This window comes from Kitasatospora mediocidica KCTC 9733 (assembly GCF_000744225.1).
Classification (GTDB): Bacteria; Actinomycetota; Actinomycetes; order Streptomycetales; family Streptomycetaceae; genus Kitasatospora; species Kitasatospora mediocidica.
In genome coordinates, this window is record NZ_JQLN01000005.1 from 1491530 (window position 1) to 1509985 (window position 18456).

Here is an 18456-nt window from a genome sequence, read left to right on the forward strand (position 1 = left end):
CTGAAGGCGAACCAAAGGCGAAGCGAAGGGGGACCGACGGCGGACGAAAGGCGGACCGAAGGGGCGGCAGGGGTGGATGTGTGCGTGATCTTCACACGTTTGAGAAGATGACCCCTCCCGCCCGCCCACCCAGCGCCCTGAGGAGGTTGTGCCCATGGTCAGCACCGGTCGCGGACGGTTCCCCATCCAGCGCAACAGCCTGCGCGAGCAGATCGCGGGGGCGATGCGCGAGGAGATGATGGCCGGTCGGCTGGCGGCGGGCAGCGACTTCACCGTGAAGGAGATCGCCGAGCTGTACGGGGTTTCCGCCACCCCGGCCCGCGAGGCGCTGGTCGACCTGGCGGCGCAGGGGTTGCTGCGCACCGAGCACCACCGGGGCTTCAGCGTCCCGGTGCTGGGCTGGGCGGACTTCGTGGAGATCTTCGAGGCCCGGGCGCTGCTCACCGACAGCGCCTTCCGCCAGCTCTCGTCGCGGTTCAGCGGTTACGACCACTCCCGGCTGCCATCGCTGCGCCGGCGGGCCGAGGCGGCCGCGCGGGCGGCCCGGGCCGGGCAGCTGGACGTGCTGGTGGGCTGCGACCGGCGGTTCTGGCACGGGCTCTCCGCCTTCCTGGAGAACCAGCGGATCGCCGACTACCTGGACTGGCTGCGGGTCCAGTCCTGGATGTTCGCGGCTCCCTACCTGCGGGCCCACGAGGACCTGGCCGGGGTGAGCTGGGACCGGTACGGCGAACTGGTGGACCTGATCGAGGCCCAGGACCTCTCGGGGGCCCGCCGGCTGGTGAACGATTCCAATCTGGCCACGGTACGGCTGCTGGCGGCGCTGGCCGAGGAGCCGTTGGAGAGCGTCCTGGTGCTGCCGCTGCTGACCGGTGAGCCGGTCGCGGGCCCGCTCGCCGAGCCCCGGTCGCTGCTGCCCTCCCCGTACGGTCCACTGGGCCGGTAGGGTGGATCGGGTTGTCCGCCGACCGGGCGACGACCTGACGACACCCGCCCGCCACCCGAGAGGAAGCGCTGGTCCGTGGCCTGCGACCTCTGGCTCGTTCCGCTTGTGGACGTTCTGAGCCACAGCCCCGAGAACCCGTTCCGTGAGGACCTCACGGTCTACAACGCGGCGCTGGTCGCCAGCGGCCTGCCCCAGGTGCCGGTCTTCGAGTACGCCCCGGGGATCACCGGTGCGGTCGAGGCGATAGCGGCCTTCGACTACGACTCGCTGCACTTCCTGCGCCGGGCCTACCTGCTGCACCGCACCGGCTTCCAGCTCACCCCGGTGGACGCGCTGGGCGGCGACTACGAGCAGTTGCTGGAGATGTTCGAGAGCACCGCCGAGCACTCGCACCTGGTCTGGCACTTCGACCACGCGGGGGCCTACGTCCCGATCGAGTTCGAGATCCCGCTGGTCGACGAGGCGCTGCTCTCCTCGGGCGGCCCGCTCGGCTCCTCGTACGGGCTGCTGCGCGAGCTGCAGACGGTCGCCCCGGCGCTCGGACTCGACCCGATGCATCCGCCGATGCCGACCCGGCCGCTGTCGCCGACGGGCCTGGAGCAGCCGTTCGCGCCGCCGCTGGACGACGTGCATCCGTACGCCCGCGAGCGGCACGCCTGGGCCGGGCTGTACGCGGCGGCGACCCGCAGCCTGACCCAGGGCTCGATGGTCGTCTTCGCCTGACCGCTGAGCCCGGCAGGAGCCCGCCGCCGCGCCGGATCAGCGCAGCGGGCCCTCCGGCGGCCGCTGGCGCGGCATGGTGGGCCGGGTCCCGGGCGGCGGCAGCACCCGCACCTGCGCCCCGGAGGCGATCTCGTTGCGCCCGCCCCAGGCGCCGGGGGCCTGCGTCGGCAGCTGGGTCATCCGGGCGCGGAACTCCAGCATCCATTCCGCGGTCTCGCTGCGGACCATGTCCGACACGTCCTCGCAGAACCGGCGCAGCACGCCGAGGCAGCGCTCGGCGGCCTCGCCGGCGGTGCCCTCGGTCGGGCCGAGTACCTCGCGCACGCACTCCGAGGCCCAGTCGAACTGGAACGCCTCCAGTCGGCGCTGCAACGCCTGCGCGGTGCTGACGTCCCGCATCCACCCCGAGCTCAGACCGAACGCGCGGTCCGCCGCCAGGCAGCCGGCCGCGAGCGCGAGGCCGACGTAGCCCCAGCCGTCGGCCCGGTCCCAGACCCCGGTCAGCGAGACCAGCGGCAGCGTGACCCCGGCCATGCCGAAGCCGACCGCGCCGAACCGGAGCAGCCGCGCCAGGCGACGCTTCCAGATCCGGTCCCGGCGGTACCAGTCGATGGCCTCGACGGCCCGCTCCTCCGACCAGCGGTAGAGCTCCTCCAGACGCTCGGCGGGCTCCCCCCAGTCCCCGAGGGGGAACTGGCGGGCGCTCAGGTCGGCGCGGCGGCGGGTGGCGGCGCGGTCCCGGCCGACGGCGGCCGTCGTGGTGGACTGGTCCTCCTCGCCGACGTCCTTGCCCCAGGGACTCTCCTCGGGCTGCATTTCGGGCTGGCTCACCTGTGGGGCTCCCTTGACGGGCCTGACTGCATCGGACAGGCCCGACCGCTCGGACGGACCCGGCTGCTGCGGGGGCTGGTGCTGGCACTGCTGGCTATCCAACAGCACTTCTTACCGCCAAATGGCTGAGCGCGTGGCCGGTTCCCCAACGATCGTTACGCGAAATGGCTTCAGGAGCCCCAGGTGAGCACGGCGCGGAAGTCGGCGGGATTTCACTCTTCCGAGGGAACAGCCGGTGTGCCGTGAGGCTGACCCGATCCTCGGATCAGCCGAAGCTACGAAGACCGGAGCGGATTCGGGGCTCGCGGATGGAGGTTCCGACAGCCCGGTGGACCGGTCGGATCGAGCCACCGACTACCCTTGCCAACCGTGAAGGTCCTCGTCATCGGCGGCGGCGCCCGCGAACACGCCCTGTGCCGCTCTCTGTCCCAAGATCCCGCCGTCACCGAACTGCACTGCGCCCCCGGTAACGCCGGGATCGCGCAGGTGGCGACGGTCCACCCGGTCGACCAGCTGGACGGCGCGCAGGTCCTGGCGCTCTCCCAGCGGCTGGCCGCCGACCTGGTCGTGGTCGGCCCGGAGGCCCCGCTGGTCGCGGGCGTCGCCGATCCGTTGCGCGCGGCCGGCATCCCGGTCTTCGGCCCGTCGGCCGAGGCGGCCCAGCTGGAGGGCTCCAAGGCCTTCGCCAAGGACGTGATGGCCGCGGCCGGTGTGCCGACCGCGCTCTCCTACGTCTGCACGACCCCCGCCGAGGCGGCCGAGGCGCTGGACGCCTTCGGCGCGCCGTACGTGGTCAAGGACGACGGCCTGGCGGCCGGCAAGGGCGTGGTGGTCACCTCCGACCGCGCCGCCGCGCTCGCGCACGCCGCCTCCTGTGACCGGGTCGTCATCGAGGAGTACCTGGACGGTCCCGAGGTCTCGCTCTTCGCGATCACCGACGGCGTGACCGTCGTCCCGCTGCAGCCCGCGCAGGACTTCAAGCGCGCGCTGGACGGCGACGAGGGCCCCAACACCGGTGGCATGGGCGCGTACTCGCCGCTGCCGTGGGCTCCCGAGGGCCTGGTCGCCGAGGTGCTGGAGCACGTCCTGCAGCCCACCGTGGACGAGCTGCGGCGGCGCGGCAGCACCTTCTCCGGCCTGCTCTACGCGGGTCTGGCGCTCACCTCGCGCGGTACCCGGGTGATCGAGTTCAACGCGCGCTTCGGCGACCCGGAGACCCAGGTGGTGCTGGCCCGGCTGCGCACCCCGCTGGCGGGCGTGCTGCTGGCGGCCGCCAACGGCTCGCTGGCCGCCCTGGAGCCGCTGCGCTGGGACGACGGCGCCGCCGTCACCGTGGTCGTGGCCGCCGAGGGCTACCCGGCCGCGCCGCGCTCCGGCGACCCGATCGAGGGTCTGGAGAAGGCCGAGGCCGCCGACGGCACGGTCTTCGTGCTGCACGCCGGCACCCGGGCCGACGAGGAGGGCCGGGTGCTCAGCGCCGGCGGCCGCGTCCTGTCGGTCACCGGTACCGGCGCCGACCTGGCGCAGGCGCGCGACCGGGCCTACGCGGGCGTTGCCGAGATCCGCCTGGACGGTTCACAGCACCGCACCGACATCGCGCTGAAGGCGGCGCGGCAGCAGGCCGGCGAGTAGCCGACCAGCACTGATCATCCGCAGGGGCGCTGCCTCCGGTCATCCCACCGGACGCAGCGCCCCTGCGCGTTCGGGCAGCCGGGACCCGTCCGCGCGGCGTCCCGATCGGCGGTCGGAATCCAGCCCTTCGGGTGAATGCGGGGGTATCGGGCTGACGCAGCGGTCCCGGCGGCCGTAGGGTGCGCTGAATCGCGGTGCCACGGGTCGTGACCCTGCTGGCGTGCACGCGATCGCCGCCGGGTGCTCGGGCCCGCGTGGGGGGAAGCTGCAACAAACGGGCCGACGGCAGGCATGCGAGCCGGGGCCCGTGGTCCGGAATGCGCGCGCTGTCACCGGGACGAGTGGAAACCGGGGCGATCTGGAACACCCACTCGTCCGCGGGCGTCAGAACTGGCAGAAGGACTATGCGGGTTGTCGGGCGGCGATCGGTTGTCGGCCCCTTCGGCCCGAGCTGATCGTGTGGATCCCGAACGTCCGTCTCCGAAGTCCGACTCCGAAGGGGGTGCAGCGCCGGATGGCCACTCTCGATGCCGCACGCGCCCGTGCCCACGCCGTCCTGCGGATCCGCGGCCTGGCCCGCGCCGCCGCAGTGCTGCCGGCCGCGCTCGCCGTGGTGCTGCTGGCCGGCCGGCTGACCGGCCGGATCGGCGCGCCCGGTTCGCCGGACGTGACCGCCTGGGACGCCGTCCGCTGGGTGGTCGGCGCGATCGCGCTGCTCGTCGGCCTGGTCGCGCTGGCCGCCGTGCACCGGCACGCGCGGGCCGTCCCGCCGCAGATACCGGCCGTGCCGGTCCGCCAGCGGGAGGCCCCGGAGCTCTACCGGTTGATCCACGAGCTCGCCGACCGGCTCGCGGTGCCCGCGCCCGCCGCGATCGCGCTGACGCCGGACTGCGACAGCTGGTTGGAGGAGCCGCACCAGGTCCCGAGCACGCTGTTCGGGCCGCTGCGGCCGGTCCGGTCCCAGGCGCCGGTGTTGCCGGCGCCGGTGCTGGTGATCGGCTCGCCGTTCCTGTGGTGGATGCGCTCGGGTGAGCTGCGCGCGCTGCTGGCGCCGGTGGTGGCGGGCACCGCGGCCGCCGCCGACCCGGAGATCGCGGCCGCCCGGCGGTTCGTCCGGGGGCTGGACGCCGCGCTCGGCTCGGGCCGCCGGACACCGCTGGCCCCCCTGCTGGACAAGATCACCGGCCTGCTGTTGCGGGCCTGCCGGGAGCACATCGCCGAGTTGGAGCGGGCGGTGGCGGCCGCCGCCTCCGAGCAGGCCAAGGCGGTCGACTACGGTCTGCGGATCGCCGCCCAGGGCCAGGTGGGCCTGGCGTACGCGGGCTGGGACCGGCTGCTGACCCGGGTCGCCGGGCCGGCCTGGCGGCTGGGCCGCTGCCCGGCCCAGCTGAACGCCGGCGTGGTCTCCGCGCTGACCGACCTGGCCCGCCGTGACCGGCTGGCCGAGGGCTACGAGAGCCGGCTCGGCGACCGTCCGGCCTGCGACCTGTTGGAGGAGCCCGGCACGGTGGACGCGGCGGTCTCGCTGCTGGCCGCCGAGCTGTTCCACGGCCCGGTCCCCGGAGGCCGGGCCGACCTGGACTGGGAGGACTACCCGGAGCAGGTGGTGGACCGCGGGTGGCGGCTCCAGGCGGCCGCCCTCCAGGACGCGCTGGACCGGCTCGCGGCGCCCGAGTTCGCCGGGCCCACCGGTCGGCCCGGCGCCGCCACCCGGACGCCGACGCTGGCGCAGCTGCTGGGTCGGCTGGCCGAGGGCGGCGGCGACGAGCTCGCCCGGGCGCTGGCCGTCGCTCCGCCCGCCGCCGTGCCGGGGGAGCCCGAGCGTGGCGGCCGCGAGCTGCTGGCCGACTGCGTGACGGCCCTGGTGTGCTGCGCGGCCGTCGACAGCGCCGGTGCCCGGCCCGGCCTGGACTGGTTGGACGGACCGGTCCTGCTGCTCGGCGGAGTCCGGCGCAACGATCTCGCGGGGCCGGTCGCCGAGGCGGTGGAGCAGGGCCGGACCACCCCGCTGAGAGCCTGGTTGGAGGCGGCCGGGGTCCGTCTGGAGAAGCCGGTGCGGCTCGGCTGACCAGCCGTCATGGAGTGCGCGGAGAACCGTTACCACTTGTTGCTACCGTGGGGTGACGCAGCGCCAGCACTCTGTGGTGTGCTAGACCGCACGCAATGACCAGTGGCACATGCCGCTGGCCGGGGTGCACGGTGGGAGGGGTGCGTGGACCAGGAGCCGGGCCGGAGATGGGAGTCCGGGACGCTCGCGCACGGCGTCTCGGACCCGTTCGGACAGGGACCGCTGCCTTGGCTGCGCAGCCCGGACCAGTATCTGGCCGGGACCGGGGGTGCCATCCCCTGGTACGCCAGCACCGACGCCCCGGGGCAGCACCCGCCGCGCGGCGGTACGCCGCCCCAACTGCCGGGCACACCACGCAACTCCGACGACGTGGTGCAGCAGATCAAGGGCTTCGCCTCGGCGGGGGTGATCCACCCCGGTGGGTCGGTGGACTTCCGGGTCACCGTGAACCCGCCGCGCGAGTTCATCGTGGACGTCTACCGGATCGGCCACTACGCGGGCGCCGGCGCACAGCACATGACGGCCAGTCCGCGGATCTCCGGCCTCCAGCAGCCCGCCCCGCTGGTGGTGGGACGGACGGTCAGCTGCCACCACTGGTGGCACTCCTGGCGGTTGCAGATCCCCGCGCACTGGCGCCCCGGCGCGTACGTCGCGGTGCTCACCACCGCGGACCAGCGCCACCGCAGCCACATCCCGTTCACCGTCCGCGATCCGTTGTCGCCCGGGCCGGCCGCCGAGCTGCTGCTGGTCCTGCCGGACGTCACCTGGCAGGCCTACAACCTCTTCCCGGAGGACGGGCACACCGGTGCCAGCCTCTACCACGCCTGGGACGGCCAGGGCGGGCTGCTCGGCGAGGATCAGGCCGCCGTCACGGTCTCCTTCGACCGCCCGCACGCCGGCGCCGGGCTGCCCCTGCACGTGGGCCACGCCTACGACTTCATCCGCTGGGCCGAGCGGTACGGCTACGACCTCGCCTACGCGACCGCTTCGGACCTGCACGCCGGTCTGGTCGAACCGAACCGGCACCGCGCGCTGATCTTCCCCGGTCACGACGAGTACTGGTCGGAGCCGATGCGCCGGGCCGTCGAGCAGGCCCGGGACGGCGGGACGTCGCTGGTGTTCCTCTCCGCCAACACCATGTACTGGCGGGTCGACCTGACGGCCGCGCCCACCGGCGTGCCGGGTCGGCTGCTCAACTGCCGCAAGCGCCAGCGCGTCCCGGCCGGCACCCCGGCGGCGGGGCTGCCCGGCGCGGCCGGCGCGTTGTGGCGCGACGCGGGCGAGCCGGAGCAACACCTGCTGGGCATCCAGTACACCGGCCGGGTCGCCGAGCCGGCGCCGCTGGTGGTGGCCAACGGCGCGCACTGGCTCTGGGCCGGCACCGGGCTGCGCGACGGCGGCCGGCTGGAGAACCTGGTCGCCGGCGAGGCGGACCGCTACTTCCCCAAGGTGGCGCTGCCCGTGCACACCGAGCGGATCCTGCTGGCCCACTCGCCGTACCGCGACGAGCAGGGCAAGCCGCGGCACCAGGAGACCTCCCTCTACCGGGCCCCCAGCGGCGCGTACGTCTTCGCCTCCGGGACCTTCGCCTGGTCGCCCGCGCTGGACCGGCCCGGGCACACCGACGAGCGGGTCCAGCGAGCCACCGCCAATCTGCTCGACGAGTTGTGCAAGGGCAGCTGAGCTGGGGGTCCACAGGCGCATGAAAGACTCAGGGTCTCCTGCGCCGCGACCCCCACTCGTAAGGACTGAGACGACCTTGAGCGGATTTGTCACCAAGCCCGAGCCGGTCCAGGTGCCCGGCCTGGTCCACCTGCACACCGGAAAGGTCCGCGACCTCTACCGTGACGAAGCGGGCCGACTGGTGATGGTGGCCAGCGACCGCACCTCGGCCTTCGACTGGGTGCTGCCCAACGAGATCCCCGACAAGGGCCGGATCCTCACCCAGCTCTCGCTCTGGTGGTTCGAGCGGATCGCCGACCTGGTGCCCAACCACGTGATCTCCACCGAGGTTCCGGCCGGGGCCCCCGCCGACTGGGCGGGCCGCACGCTGATCTGCCGCAGCCTGGAGATGTTCCCGGTGGAGTGCGTGGCGCGCGGCTACCTGGCGGGCTCCGGCCTGCTGGAGTACGACGACAGCCGGACGGTCTGCGGCATCGCGCTGCCCGACGGTCTGGTCGACGGCTCCGAGCTGCCCACGCCGATCTACACGCCGGCCCTCAAGGCCGAGGTCGGCGACCATGACGAGAACGTCCCCTACGAGGAGACCGCCCGCCGGATCGGCGCCGACCACGCCGCGCTGCTTCGGCAGACCACGCTGGCGGTCTACACCCGGGCCCGGGACATCGCCCGCGAGCGCGGCATCATCCTGGCCGACACCAAGTTCGAGTTCGGCCTGCTGGACGGCGAGCTGGTGATCGGTGACGAGGTGCTGACGCCGGACTCCTCGCGGTTCTGGCCGGCCGACCAGTGGGAGCCGGGGCACGCCCAGCCCTCCTTCGACAAGCAGTTCATCCGGGACTGGCTGGCCTCGCCGGCGTCCGGCTGGGACCGCCACAGCGAGCTGCCGCCGCCGGCCCTGCCGCCGGAGATCATCGAGCGCGTCCAGGCCAAGTACGTCGAGGCCTACGAGCGCCTCACCGGGACGGAGTGGGTGTAACACCCCGTAGCACCCCGTTCCACACCGTCCCACCCCGTTCGCAGCGCTTCTCCCGGGATCCAGGATCCCGGGAGAAGCACGGACGGTGCGGGGTGCGGGGAACGCGAAAAGGGCCTCCCGAAGGAGACCCTTTTCGACTATGGAGCGGACGACGAGATTCGAACTCGCGACCCTCACCTTGGCAAGGTGATGCTCTACCACTGAGCCACGTCCGCATGATCTTCACTTGTTCTGCTTCAATCTACTGCACTTACGAGCGGACGACGAGATTCGAACTCGCGACCCTCACCTTGGCAAGGTGATGCTCTACCACTGAGCCACGTCCGCCTGGTTCCTTGGAAGGAACCTGTCGCTGCCCCCGGCTTCCCGGTTGCGGCGACGAGAATTACTCTACCCCATCCCTAGGGCTGGTCGTGCCGCCCTTCCGGCGCCGCCGCACGGGCGCTGGCGGAAGGGCGGCACCACGGGTCACCGGCCCGGTTGGGGGCGACCTGTGGCCGGCCGGGTCAGTTGGCCTCGGCGAAGGCTTCGTAGACGTGCTTGGGGATCCGGCCACGGGCCGGGAGTTCCATCCCGCGCGACTGGGCCCAGGCGCGCACGGCGGCCGGGTCCGGCGCGAGCGCGGTGCGACGGAAGGACTTTCCGGTACGGCTCTGGCGACGGCCGGCCGCGACGAAGGGGGCGAGCGCCTCCCGCAGCCTTTCCGCGTTGTCCAGGGACAGGTCGATCTCGTACGACTTCCCGTCGACGCCGAAGTGGACGGTTTCCGCGGCGGTGCCGCCGTCCAGGTCGTCGGAGAGCGTGACAACTACACGCTGAGCCATGGGTGTCAATCCTCTCGGCAATTCGGCCGCCGGGCGCGGTGTGCCCCGGGGGCCCTTGTGCGCCGGTCGCTCAAGGGCATACGGGCAGACCGGAGGCCTGCCGGTTGCGCAGCTCCTCCACCACCGGTGGCCCTATTCTGCACCCGCGGCGAGTGGAAATCGATGGGAACTGCATTCTTTTCTGGATATTCACCTTCCTTCGCCGTCGCACCGATAGGGGGTATCCCTGGTCGATCTGTCCGGTGTGCCGGTATTCGGGCGCTCCTGAAGTGGTGGTGGTGGAGAAGATGAGAGGTTCATTAAAGAGGGAGAAAACGGGCGCCGGAGGCCCTGGAACCCTTGGGACGTAAGGGGTAGAGGTCTACGCGCGTTGCACTCTCCGGGCGCCGATCAGGCCCTTCCGTCCCGGTACTCTGAAGGTCCCCCGCCTTCACGCACCACACCATCGGGAGTGCCAGTGGCACGCGTCGTAGTCGACGTCATGCTCAAGCCGGAGATCCTCGACCCCCAGGGACAGGCGGTGCAGCGAGCACTGCCCCGTCTCGGATTCGACGGGATCGCCGATGTCCGCCAGGGCAAGCGTTTCGAGCTGGAACTGGAGGGCCCGGTTGACGATGCCGCGCTCGCCCGGATCCGGGAAGCAGCCGAGACCTTCCTTGCCAACACTGTGATCGAGGACTTCACCGTTCGGGTGGAGGAGTCCCAGTGACCACCCGCGTCGGCGTAGTCACTTTTCCCGGATCCCTCGACGACCGCGACGCACAGCGTGCCGTCCGCCTGGCCGGCGCCGAGCCGGTCGCGCTCTGGCACCGTGACAAGGATCTCCATCAGGTCGACGCCGTCGTCCTGCCCGGAGGATTCAGTTACGGCGACTATCTGCGCTGCGGAGCGATCTCCCGGTTCTCCCCGGTGATGGACACCATCATCGAGCAGGCCAAGCTGGGAATGCCCGTCCTCGGTATCTGCAACGGCTTCCAGGTGCTCTGCGAATCGCACCTGCTGCCGGGCGCGCTCACCCGCAACGACTCGCTGCACTTCATCTGCCGCGACCAGAAGCTGCGGATCGAGAACGCCTCGACCGCCTGGACCGGGGATTACACCCAGGGCCAGGAAATCGTGGTCCCGCTCAAGAACGGCGAAGGCCGATTCGTCGCCGATGAGCACGTGTTGGACGCGTTGGAGGCGGAGGGTCGCATTGTCGCCCGCTACCTCGACGTCAACCCCAATGGCTCCTACCGGGACATCGCCGGCATCAGCAACGCGGCCGGCAATGTCGTCGGCCTGATGCCGCACCCGGAGCACGCGATCGAGCCGTTGACCGGCCCGACCACCGAGGGCCTGGGCTTCTTCACGTCCGTACTGAAGCAGTTGGTGAGCGCCTGATGTCCCTCGACACGGTCAAGAACGCCGAACAGACCCCGGACGCGGAGCAGCCCTGGGCCGAACTCGGCCTGAAGGAAGACGAGTACGCCCGGATCCGGGAGATCCTCGGCCGCCGCCCCACCGGCGCCGAACTGGCGATGTACTCCGTCATGTGGTCGGAGCACTGCTCCTACAAGAGCTCCAAGGTGCACCTCAAGCAGTTCGGCGAGAAGGCTCCGGCCAACGACGCCATGCTGGTCGGGATCGGCGAGAACGCCGGTGTGGTGGACGTCGGTCAGGGCTACGCGGTCACCTTCAAGGTGGAGTCGCACAACCACCCGTCCTACATCGAGCCCTACCAGGGCGCGGCCACCGGGATCGGCGGCATCGTCCGCGACATCCTGGCGATGGGCGCCCGCCCGGTCGCGGTGATGGACCCGCTGCGCTTCGGTGCGGCCGACCACCCCGACACCCGCCGGGTGCTGCCCGGGATCGTCGCGGGCATCGGTGGCTACGGCAACTGCCTGGGCCTGCCGAACATCGGCGGCGAGGTCGTCTTCGACTCCTGCTACCAGGGGAACCCGCTGGTCAACGCGCTCTGCGTGGGCGTGATGAAGCACGAGGACATCCACCTCGCGCAGGCCAGCGGCGCCGGCAACAAGGTCATCCTGTACGGAGCCCGGACGGGTGGCGACGGCATCGGCGGCGTCTCCGTGCTGGCCTCGGAGACCTTCGACGCGACCGGCCCGGCCAAGCGCCCGGCCGTCCAGGTCGGTGACCCGTTCCAGGAGAAGCTGCTCATCGAGTGCACCCTGGAGATCTTCTCCGAGAAGCTCGTGCTCGGCATCCAGGACCTCGGTGGCGCCGGACTCTCCTGCGCCACCTCGGAGTTGGCCTCGGCCGGCTCCGGCGGCATGCGGGTCGAGCTGGACACCGTCCCGCTGCGCGACTCCTCGCTCTCGCCCGAGGAAATCCTCATGAGCGAGTCGCAGGAGCGCATGTGCGCGATCGTCGAGCCCGGCAAGGTCGACCGCTTCCTGGAGATCTGCGAGAAGTGGGACGTCATCGCCACCGTGATCGGTGAGGTGACGGACGGCGAGCGGCTGGAGATCTTCTGGCACGGCGAGCAGGTCGTGGACGTGCCGCCGCGCACGGTCGCGCACGACGGCCCGGTCTACCAGCGCCCGTATGCCCGGCCGTCCTGGCAGGACGCCCTGCAGGCCGACGCGCCGACCGCCGAGCGCCTGCAGCGCCCGGTCACGGGCGAGGAGTTGAAGGCCGCGCTGCTGGCGGTCGCGGGTTCGCCGAACCAGGCCTCCAAGGCCTGGATCACCGACCAGTACGACCGTTACGTCATCGGCAACACCGTGCTGGCCACCCCCGAGGACTCCGGCATGGTCCGGATCGACGAGGAGACCAACCTCGGCGTCTCGGTGGCGACCGACGGCAACGGGCGGTTCGCCAAGCTGGACCCGTACACCGGTGCCCAGTTGGCGCTCGCCGAGGCGTACCGCAACGTCGCCGCCGGTGGCGCCAAGCCGCTCGCGGTCTCCGACTGCCTCAACTTCGGCTCCCCCGAGGACCCGGACGTGATGTGGCAGTTCGCCGAGGCCTGCCGCGGACTGGCCGACGCCTGCCAGATCCTGGGCACCCCGGTGACCGGCGGCAACGTTTCGCTCTACAACCAGACCGGCGAGACCGCCATCCACCCGACCCCGGTGGTCGCGGTGCTCGGCGTCATCGACGACGTCAACCGGCGGACCCCGATCGGCTTCGCCGAGGAGGGCCAGCACCTCTACCTGCTCGGCGACACCGCCGACGAACTGGGCGGCTCCGCCTGGTCCGAGGTCGCCCACGGCCACCTGGGCGGCCTGCCGCCCAAGGTCGACCTGGAGCGCGAGCGCCTGCTCGGCGAGATCCTGATCGCCGCCTCGCGCGACGGCATGATCGACGCGGCGCACGACCTCTCGGACGGCGGCCTGGCCCAGGCGCTGGTGGAGAGCTGCCTCAAGGGCGGCAACGGCGCCCGGGTGATCGTGCCCGCAGGCCTGGACCCGTTCGTGTTCCTGTTCTCCGAGTCGGCGGGTCGCGCGGTCGTCGCGATCCCGCGCAGCGAGGAGCTCCGGTTCAACGACATGTGCGGCGCGCGCGGCCTGCCGGCCACCCGGATCGGCGTGGTCGACGGTGATGTCCTGGAGATCCAGGGCCAGTTCACCGTCTCGCTGGCCGAGCTGAAGGACGCGCACACCGGTGTGATCGAGGCACTGCTCGCGTAGTCGTGGGTGAAGGGCGGTCCGCTCCGGTTCGGGGCGGGCCGCCCTTCGGCGTGAAAGCTGGGTAGCGTGTCCGCCATGGCGACTTCCCGAGGTACCGCTGCCCGTCGGGCCCGCAGCTACGACCCGGTCAGGGTGCGGGCCGCGCTGGCCGCCCAGAGCGAGGCGCTGCGCGAGGTGGTGCGGCGGCTCTGCGCCGATCCGCAGGCCGAGCGGCTGCTCGCCCTGCCCACCCGGCTGGGCAGTTGGCGGGTGCGCGAGCTGGTCGCCCATCTGGCGCTGCAACTGGCCTGGGTGCCACGCCACCTCGACCAGCCCCTGGAGGGCCGGGCGCCGCTCTCGCTGAGCGCCTGGGCGGCCGGTGTGGGCGGCGTGGCCGAGGCGCTGGACGCCGGGGCCAGGGAGCACGCGGCGGGCGCCTTCGCGGGCGGTCCGCAGGCCGTGGCGGCGGAGTTCGACGTGGCGGCCGACGCGCTGGCCGCTCTGCTGGCTGGGCCCGAAGTCGCCGACGAGCAGCGCAGGTTCGAGATCCGGCTGGGCTCGATGACGCTCGCCGACATGCTGGTCACCCGGCTGGTCGAGACGGTGGTGCACGCCGACGACCTGGCGCAGGCGCTCGGGCTCGACGGCTTCCCGCACGACCGCTTCGCGCTGGCCTCGGTCTGTCGGCTGCTCGCGGATGCCTTTGCCGACCAAGTGCCGGGCGGATCAGTCGAGTTGAGGATCCCGCCGTATGCGGTGGTGCAGGCGGTGGCAGGCCCTCGGCACACCCGCGGTACCCCGCCGAACGTGGTGGAGACCGATCCGCTCAGCTGGATCCGGCTGGCCACCGGCCGGCTCGACTGGGCCTCGGCGCTGGATGCGAACCTGGTCAGCGCGAGCGGGGAGCGCAGCGACCTCGCGGCCCATCTCCCGGTCCTGGGCTGAGCGTTGCTCGAAGGGGGCGGTCGGTCCGCCCCTGGTGGGGCGGACCGGGCCGGCTAGGGCCTAGCCCTTCAGTTCGGCGTACGCCTCGGGGCTGCTGTCCCGCAGGAACTCCCAGCAGCGGGTGGCCTCTTCGGTCTCCTTGATGGCCTCGGCGGCCCGGGCGAGTCCGGCCAGGCAGCGCAGGAAGCCGCGGTTGGCGCGGTGCTCCCACGGGACCGGGCCGTGGCCCTTCCAGCCGGCCCGGCGCAGCGAGTCCAGGCCGCGGTGGTAGCCGGTGCGGGCGTAGGCGTAGGACTCGACGACGCGGCCCTCGGTGAAGGCGTCGTCCGCGAGCATCGCCCAGGCGAGCGAGAACCACGGGTAGTCCGCCGCGAGCTGGGTCGGCGACGCGGACTCCTCGGCCAGCCGGCGGTACGGCTCGGGCTCTTCGTTGAGCAGCGTCGGGGACGGGCCCGAAAGCAAGTTCTTGCGTTCAGTCATGCTCCCCAGTCTGCCAGCCCGCTCAAGGGGGGCGGCAGCCCCTGCCGGGGCCCGGTGCAGGGACCGGGCCCCGGCGGACGGCTCAGCGTCCGCAGCGGTAGAGCGGCTGGTCCGCGGCCCGGTCCTTCGCCTTCTCGGCGGCCTTCTCGGTGGGCTCCTCCGCGGGCTGCCCGTAGGCGGCCGGCGGGACCAGGGTGCAGGTCGCGCGTACCCAGGAGGCGATCGCCTCGATCGGCCCGGTACCCGTCGCCCCGGTCACCTGCGAGCCGAGGCCCTTGGCGATCATCACGTAGCGCAGCTGCCCGCTGCCGACCAGTTCGCGGACCCGGTCGAGCGAGGGGGCCGGCACCTGGCCGGTGAAGCCGCCCATCGGGAGCACCTCGGCGCCGGTGGCCAGGATGTAGGGCGAGGAGGCCGACCAGCTGGTGGTGGCGAAGACGTAGCGGGCGCCGTCGTCGTGGGCCCGGACGTAGTCGAGCAGTGCCTGCTGGGCGGGGGTCAGCCGGGTCGCGCCGGTCGGGAAGCCGGACATCGCGGCGGGGGCGTCGGCGGACGGGTCGGCGGGAGCGCCGGCCGGCGGCGGCCCGGCGGGCGTGGGCCGGCTGCCGAAGCCGTGCCGTGCCTCGGGACCCACGGTGCCCATGCCGGACCCGCCGTACGCCGGGTCCAGCACCGAGGCGGCCCAGGCGCCCGGGCCGATCAGCACCGCCGCGAGCGCGGCGGCCAGGCCGACCGTCGCGATCCGCACGCGGCCGAGGCGGCGCGCGCCGAACCTGGCGGACTTCGCCAACCCGAGCAGCAACAGCGCGAGCGCGCCGACGCCCACCGCGGTGGGGGCCAGCCAGGGCAGGAAGGCGGGGAAGTCCCGGGCCAGCCAGGCGCTCCACGCCACCGTGGCGACGACCGCGACGGGCAGCGCCCAGGCCCGCCGTCCGCCGTCCCGGTAGGCCCGCCCGAGCAGGACGGCGCCCGCACCGCTGAGCGCCGCCAGCGGGGTGGCGATCACGCCCATGTAGTAGCTGTGCCCGCCGACGCTGCCCGCGCTGAAGACCAGGAAGAAGACCGCCAACCAGCAGCCCCAGAGCAGGTAGCCGGCCCGCAGCTGGTCGGTGCGCGGTTCGCGGCGCCGCCAGGCCAGCGCGCAGAGCAGCGAGATCGCCGCCAGCGGGTAGAGCCAGCCGGTCTGCGGGGCGAACTGGGAGCCGAACATCTTGGTCCAGCCGCCGTCCGCACCCATCGGACCGCCGGCGTGCTGCTGCGCCTGTGTGCCGACGCTGCCCGGTGCCTGCGCGTCGCCCGGCGCTGCCTTCCCGCCGCCCGTGCCGTGCGGGGCCGCCTGGCCGCCGCCGCGCGAGGAGACCACGCTGCCGGTCTCATCGGCGTTCAGCCCGACCGAGGAGAAGCGGTTCAGGAAGTTGTAGCCGACGACCATGCTGTAGGCCGAGTTGTCGGTGGTCCCGTCGACGTAGGGCCGGTCGGCGGCGGGCGTCAGGGTCGTCAGCGCCACCCATGAGGCCGACACGGCCAGCGTCACCAGCCCGGCCAGCGCCAGGTGCCCGAGCCGGCGGCGCAGCCGGGTGGGCGCCGAGAGCAGGTACACCGCGCCCAGGGCCGGCAGCACGGCCCAGGCCTCCAGCATCTTGGTCTGGAACGCCAGCCCGACCCAGACGCCGGACAGCAGCAGCGGTCCGAGCCGGGCGCCGCGGGCGGCCCGCTGTGCCGCGTCGGCCGCGAGCAGCAGCAGCAGGGTGAACGCCGGGTCCTCGACGGCGGTGCGGAACAGGCCGGCCACCACCGGGGTCAGCGTGAAGGCCGCGGCCGCCAGCAGCGCGGCGTCGGCGCCCGCCCAGCGCCGGACCGCCCGGAACAGCACCAGCACCGAGAGCACGCCCTCCACCGCCTGCGGCAGGGTCAGCGCCCAGGGGTGGAAGCCGAACAGCCGGGCCGAGAGCGCCTGCGGCCAGAGGAAGCCGGGCAGTTTGTCCAGGGTGATCGTGTTGGCCGGGTCGTAGGAGCCGAAGACGAAGGCCTTCCAGCTCTCGGTCATGCTGCGCACGCCGTTGGCGTAGAAGACGTGGTAGCCGCTGCGTCCGATGCCCCAGAAGAACAGCACCCCGGCGACGGCGGCGATGCCGAGCAGGGCCGGCCGGGCGTAGGCCGGCTGCCCCTGGGGTGATCTCCACAGCGCGCGGCGGACCGGCTGGGGGACGGACGGCCGGTCCGGAGCGGTGAGTAGCGCATTGGTAGCCATACGTAGCAGCCAACGTGCCGTTGCTGGGAGATCGTCAGCGGGACGCGGCTGACGGGCGAAGTTCATACCGGGACAAGGGGAAGATTTTGCCTGCCTCCCGGGGCCCGCAACGACCGAGCCCCGGTCCGGCGGCTGCCGGACCGGGGCTCGGGGGTGTCTGACTACTTCAGGCGGGTGCCCGCGGAGCGCAGGCTCTTGGTGGCCTCGACCACGCGGGCGGCCATGCCGGCCTCGGCCAGCTTGCCCCAGGTGCGCGGGTCGTAGGTGCTCTTCTTGCCGACCTCGCCGTCGACCTTCAGGACGCCGTCGTAGTTGCGGAACATGTGGTCCGCGATCGGGCGGGTGAAGGCGTACTGGGTGTCGGTGTCGAGGTTCATCTTCACGACGCCGTTCTCCAGCGCGGTGGCGATCTCCTCGGCGCTGGAGCCGGAGCCGCCGTGGAAGACGAAGTCGAACGGGTCCTTCTTGCCGTACTGCTTGCCGATCGCGTCCTGCAGGTCGCGCAGCAGCTCCGGGCGGAGCACGACGTTGCCCGGCTTGTAGACGCCGTGCACGTTGCCGAACGAGGCGGCCAGCAGGTAGCGGCCCTTCTCGCCCAGGCCGAGCGCCTCGGCGGTGCGGACCGCGTCGTTGACGGTGGTGTAGAGCTCGTCGTTGATCTCGTGCGTGACGCCGTCCTCCTCACCGCCGGTCGGGGTGATCTCGACCTCGAGGATGATCTTGGCGGCGGCGGCCTGGGCCAGCAGCTCCTGGCCGATGGCCAGGTTGTCGGCCAGCGTCTCGGCCGAGCCGTCCCACATGTGGGACTGGAAGAGCGGGTTCTGGCCCTTGGCGACGCGCTCGGCGGAGATCGCGATCAGCGGACGGACGTAGCCGTCCAGCTTGTCCTTGGGGCAGTGGTCGGTGTGCAGGGCGACCGTGATGTCGTACTTGGCGGCCACGATGTGCGCGAACTCGGCGAGCGCGACGGCGCCGGTCACCATGTCCTTGTTGTGCTGGCCGCCCAGGAACTCGGCACCGCCGGTCGAGATCTGGATGATGCCGTCGCTCTCGGCCTCGGCGAAGCCGCGCAGGGCCGCGTGCAGCGTCTGCGTCGAGGTGACGTTGATGGCCGGGTAGGCGAACTTGCCCGCCTTGGCCCGGTCCAGCATCTCGGTGTAGACCTCGGGAGTTGCGATGGGCATGCGAATCCGCTCCTGTCGGTGTGCGGCGTACGGTCGGCCTGTCTGGCGCGCGTACGCCTCGGTACGTCGTCGGTACTGTTCGCGGCGGTGCGGCTGTACCAGGGTGCGACGGCGGCTCTACTGCCGCGGTGCTCCGCTCCTTCGAGGGTGTGGGAGCAGGTGAGGTGCGACCGCGGCCCGGACGCCTGTGCCATCTTTCCAGACTCGTGCTCCGGGTTCACCTCCCCGCCCGCCAGTCGGGACAGAAGGGGCCGGAGCGGAGGACGAAAGGGACGATGCGGTCGTCGCCCGGGCCG

15 protein-coding genes and 2 tRNA genes are annotated in these 18456 nt (G+C 72.5%); 10 read left to right on the plus strand and 7 right to left on the minus strand.

Translation table 11 applies throughout. From position 1 onward, the window contains the following. Positions 1–154: 154 nt before the first annotated feature. The gene (locus BS80_RS20595) at positions 155–946 is read left to right on the plus strand and encodes a GntR family transcriptional regulator (protein ID WP_063772020.1); all 792 of its coding nucleotides are present in this window, start codon (positions 155–157) and stop codon (positions 944–946) included. A gap of 75 nt (positions 947–1021) precedes the next feature. Further along, complete coding sequence (locus BS80_RS20600; protein WP_035799460.1) at positions 1022–1669, plus strand: hypothetical protein; 648 nt, start codon at positions 1022–1024, stop codon at positions 1667–1669. Between the two features lie 36 nt (positions 1670–1705). On the opposite strand, the gene BS80_RS20605 is transcribed toward BS80_RS20600, so the two are convergent. Beyond that, the gene (locus BS80_RS20605; RefSeq protein ID WP_035799463.1) at positions 1706–2500 is read right to left on the minus strand and encodes an SLATT domain-containing protein; all 795 of its coding nucleotides are present in this window, start codon (positions 2498–2500) and stop codon (positions 1706–1708) included. A 369-nt stretch (positions 2501–2869) separates the two neighbouring features. Here BS80_RS20605 and purD point away from each other — a divergent pair, with 369 nt between their 5' ends. The 4 genes from purD (at position 2870) to BS80_RS20625 (ending at position 8859) form a co-directional block, all read left to right on the plus strand. Continuing rightward, positions 2870–4132 carry a phosphoribosylamine--glycine ligase gene (purD, locus tag BS80_RS20610; RefSeq protein ID WP_035799464.1) on the plus strand — a complete coding sequence of 421 codons (1263 nt, stop codon included), beginning with the start codon at positions 2870–2872 and terminating at the stop codon, positions 4130–4132. Positions 4133–4646: 514 nt separating this feature from the next. Continuing rightward, entirely contained in the window at positions 4647–6200 is a 1554-nt protein-coding gene (locus BS80_RS20615; protein ID WP_035799466.1) for a hypothetical protein, read from the plus strand. Between the two features lie 144 nt (positions 6201–6344). Next, positions 6345–7883, plus strand: coding sequence for a N,N-dimethylformamidase beta subunit family domain-containing protein (locus BS80_RS20620; protein WP_035799467.1), 1539 nt, complete (start codon positions 6345–6347; stop codon positions 7881–7883). Positions 7884–7959: 76 nt separating this feature from the next. Beyond that, positions 7960–8859 (plus strand): phosphoribosylaminoimidazolesuccinocarboxamide synthase, encoded by a 900-nt coding sequence (locus BS80_RS20625; protein WP_035799469.1) that lies wholly within the window; start codon positions 7960–7962, stop codon positions 8857–8859. 140 nt (positions 8860–8999) lie between these two features. Here the strand turns inward: BS80_RS20625 and BS80_RS20630 are convergent. From BS80_RS20630 to BS80_RS20640, 3 genes are all read right to left on the minus strand, one after another. Further along, positions 9000–9074: transfer RNA gene (locus BS80_RS20630), tRNA-Gly, on the minus strand. A 40-nt stretch (positions 9075–9114) separates the two neighbouring features. Beyond that, positions 9115–9186 (minus strand) — tRNA-Gly (locus tag BS80_RS20635). Between the two features lie 179 nt (positions 9187–9365). Then, entirely contained in the window at positions 9366–9683 is a 318-nt protein-coding gene (locus tag BS80_RS20640; protein ID WP_035799476.1) for a histone-like nucleoid-structuring protein Lsr2, read from the minus strand. Between the two features lie 451 nt (positions 9684–10134). Between BS80_RS20640 and purS the strand changes: the two genes are divergently transcribed. The 4 genes from purS (at position 10135) to BS80_RS20660 (ending at position 14245) form a co-directional block, all read left to right on the plus strand. Then, positions 10135–10392 carry a phosphoribosylformylglycinamidine synthase subunit PurS gene (gene purS / locus BS80_RS20645; RefSeq protein WP_083974979.1) on the plus strand — a complete coding sequence of 86 codons (258 nt, stop codon included), beginning with the start codon at positions 10135–10137 and terminating at the stop codon, positions 10390–10392. Further along, positions 10389–11066: a phosphoribosylformylglycinamidine synthase subunit PurQ gene (purQ, locus tag BS80_RS20650; protein ID WP_035799480.1), complete on the plus strand. Its 678-nt coding sequence runs from the start codon at positions 10389–10391 to the stop codon at positions 11064–11066. The genes purS and purQ overlap by 4 nt, the downstream gene beginning before the upstream one ends. Beyond that, positions 11066–13321 carry a phosphoribosylformylglycinamidine synthase subunit PurL gene (gene purL / locus BS80_RS20655; RefSeq protein ID WP_035799483.1) on the plus strand — a complete coding sequence of 752 codons (2256 nt, stop codon included), beginning with the start codon at positions 11066–11068 and terminating at the stop codon, positions 13319–13321. The genes purQ and purL overlap by 1 nt, the downstream gene beginning before the upstream one ends. A gap of 75 nt (positions 13322–13396) precedes the next feature. Next, positions 13397–14245: a sterol carrier family protein gene (locus BS80_RS20660; RefSeq protein ID WP_035799486.1), complete on the plus strand. Its 849-nt coding sequence runs from the start codon at positions 13397–13399 to the stop codon at positions 14243–14245. A gap of 60 nt (positions 14246–14305) precedes the next feature. On the opposite strand, the gene BS80_RS20665 is transcribed toward BS80_RS20660, so the two are convergent. The 3 genes from BS80_RS20665 to fbaA form a co-directional block, all read right to left on the minus strand. Beyond that, positions 14306–14725 carry a DUF3151 domain-containing protein gene (locus BS80_RS20665; RefSeq protein ID WP_035799489.1) on the minus strand — a complete coding sequence of 140 codons (420 nt, stop codon included), beginning with the start codon at positions 14723–14725 and terminating at the stop codon, positions 14306–14308. An 82-nt stretch (positions 14726–14807) separates the two neighbouring features. Further along, positions 14808–16976: an ArnT family glycosyltransferase gene (locus tag BS80_RS20670; protein WP_063772021.1), complete on the minus strand. Its 2169-nt coding sequence runs from the start codon at positions 16974–16976 to the stop codon at positions 14808–14810. Positions 16977–17137: 161 nt separating this feature from the next. Continuing rightward, on the minus strand, positions 17138–18166 hold the full coding sequence (gene fbaA, locus BS80_RS20675; protein ID WP_269676120.1) for a class II fructose-bisphosphate aldolase: 1029 nt from the start codon (positions 18164–18166) through the stop codon (positions 17138–17140). Between the last annotated feature and the right edge of the window lie 290 nt (positions 18167–18456).

Excerpts from the sequence above, each read along its gene's own strand:
- BS80_RS20615 (WP_035799466.1), top strand. The coding sequence starts at position 4,647 with ATGGCCACTCTCGATGCCGCACGCGCCCGTGCCCACGCCGTCCTGCGG.
- BS80_RS20665 (WP_035799489.1), bottom strand. The coding sequence starts at position 14,725 with ATGACTGAACGCAAGAACTTGCTTTCGGGCCCGTCCCCGACGCTGCTC.
- BS80_RS20660 (WP_035799486.1), top strand. The coding sequence starts at position 13,397 with ATGGCGACTTCCCGAGGTACCGCTGCCCGTCGGGCCCGCAGCTACGAC.
- BS80_RS20595 (WP_063772020.1), top strand. The coding sequence starts at position 155 with ATGGTCAGCACCGGTCGCGGACGGTTCCCCATCCAGCGCAACAGCCTG.
- BS80_RS20670 (WP_063772021.1), bottom strand. The coding sequence starts at position 16,976 with ATGGCTACCAATGCGCTACTCACCGCTCCGGACCGGCCGTCCGTCCCC.
- purL (WP_035799483.1), top strand. The coding sequence starts at position 11,066 with ATGTCCCTCGACACGGTCAAGAACGCCGAACAGACCCCGGACGCGGAG.
- BS80_RS20640 (WP_035799476.1), bottom strand. The coding sequence starts at position 9,683 with ATGGCTCAGCGTGTAGTTGTCACGCTCTCCGACGACCTGGACGGCGGC.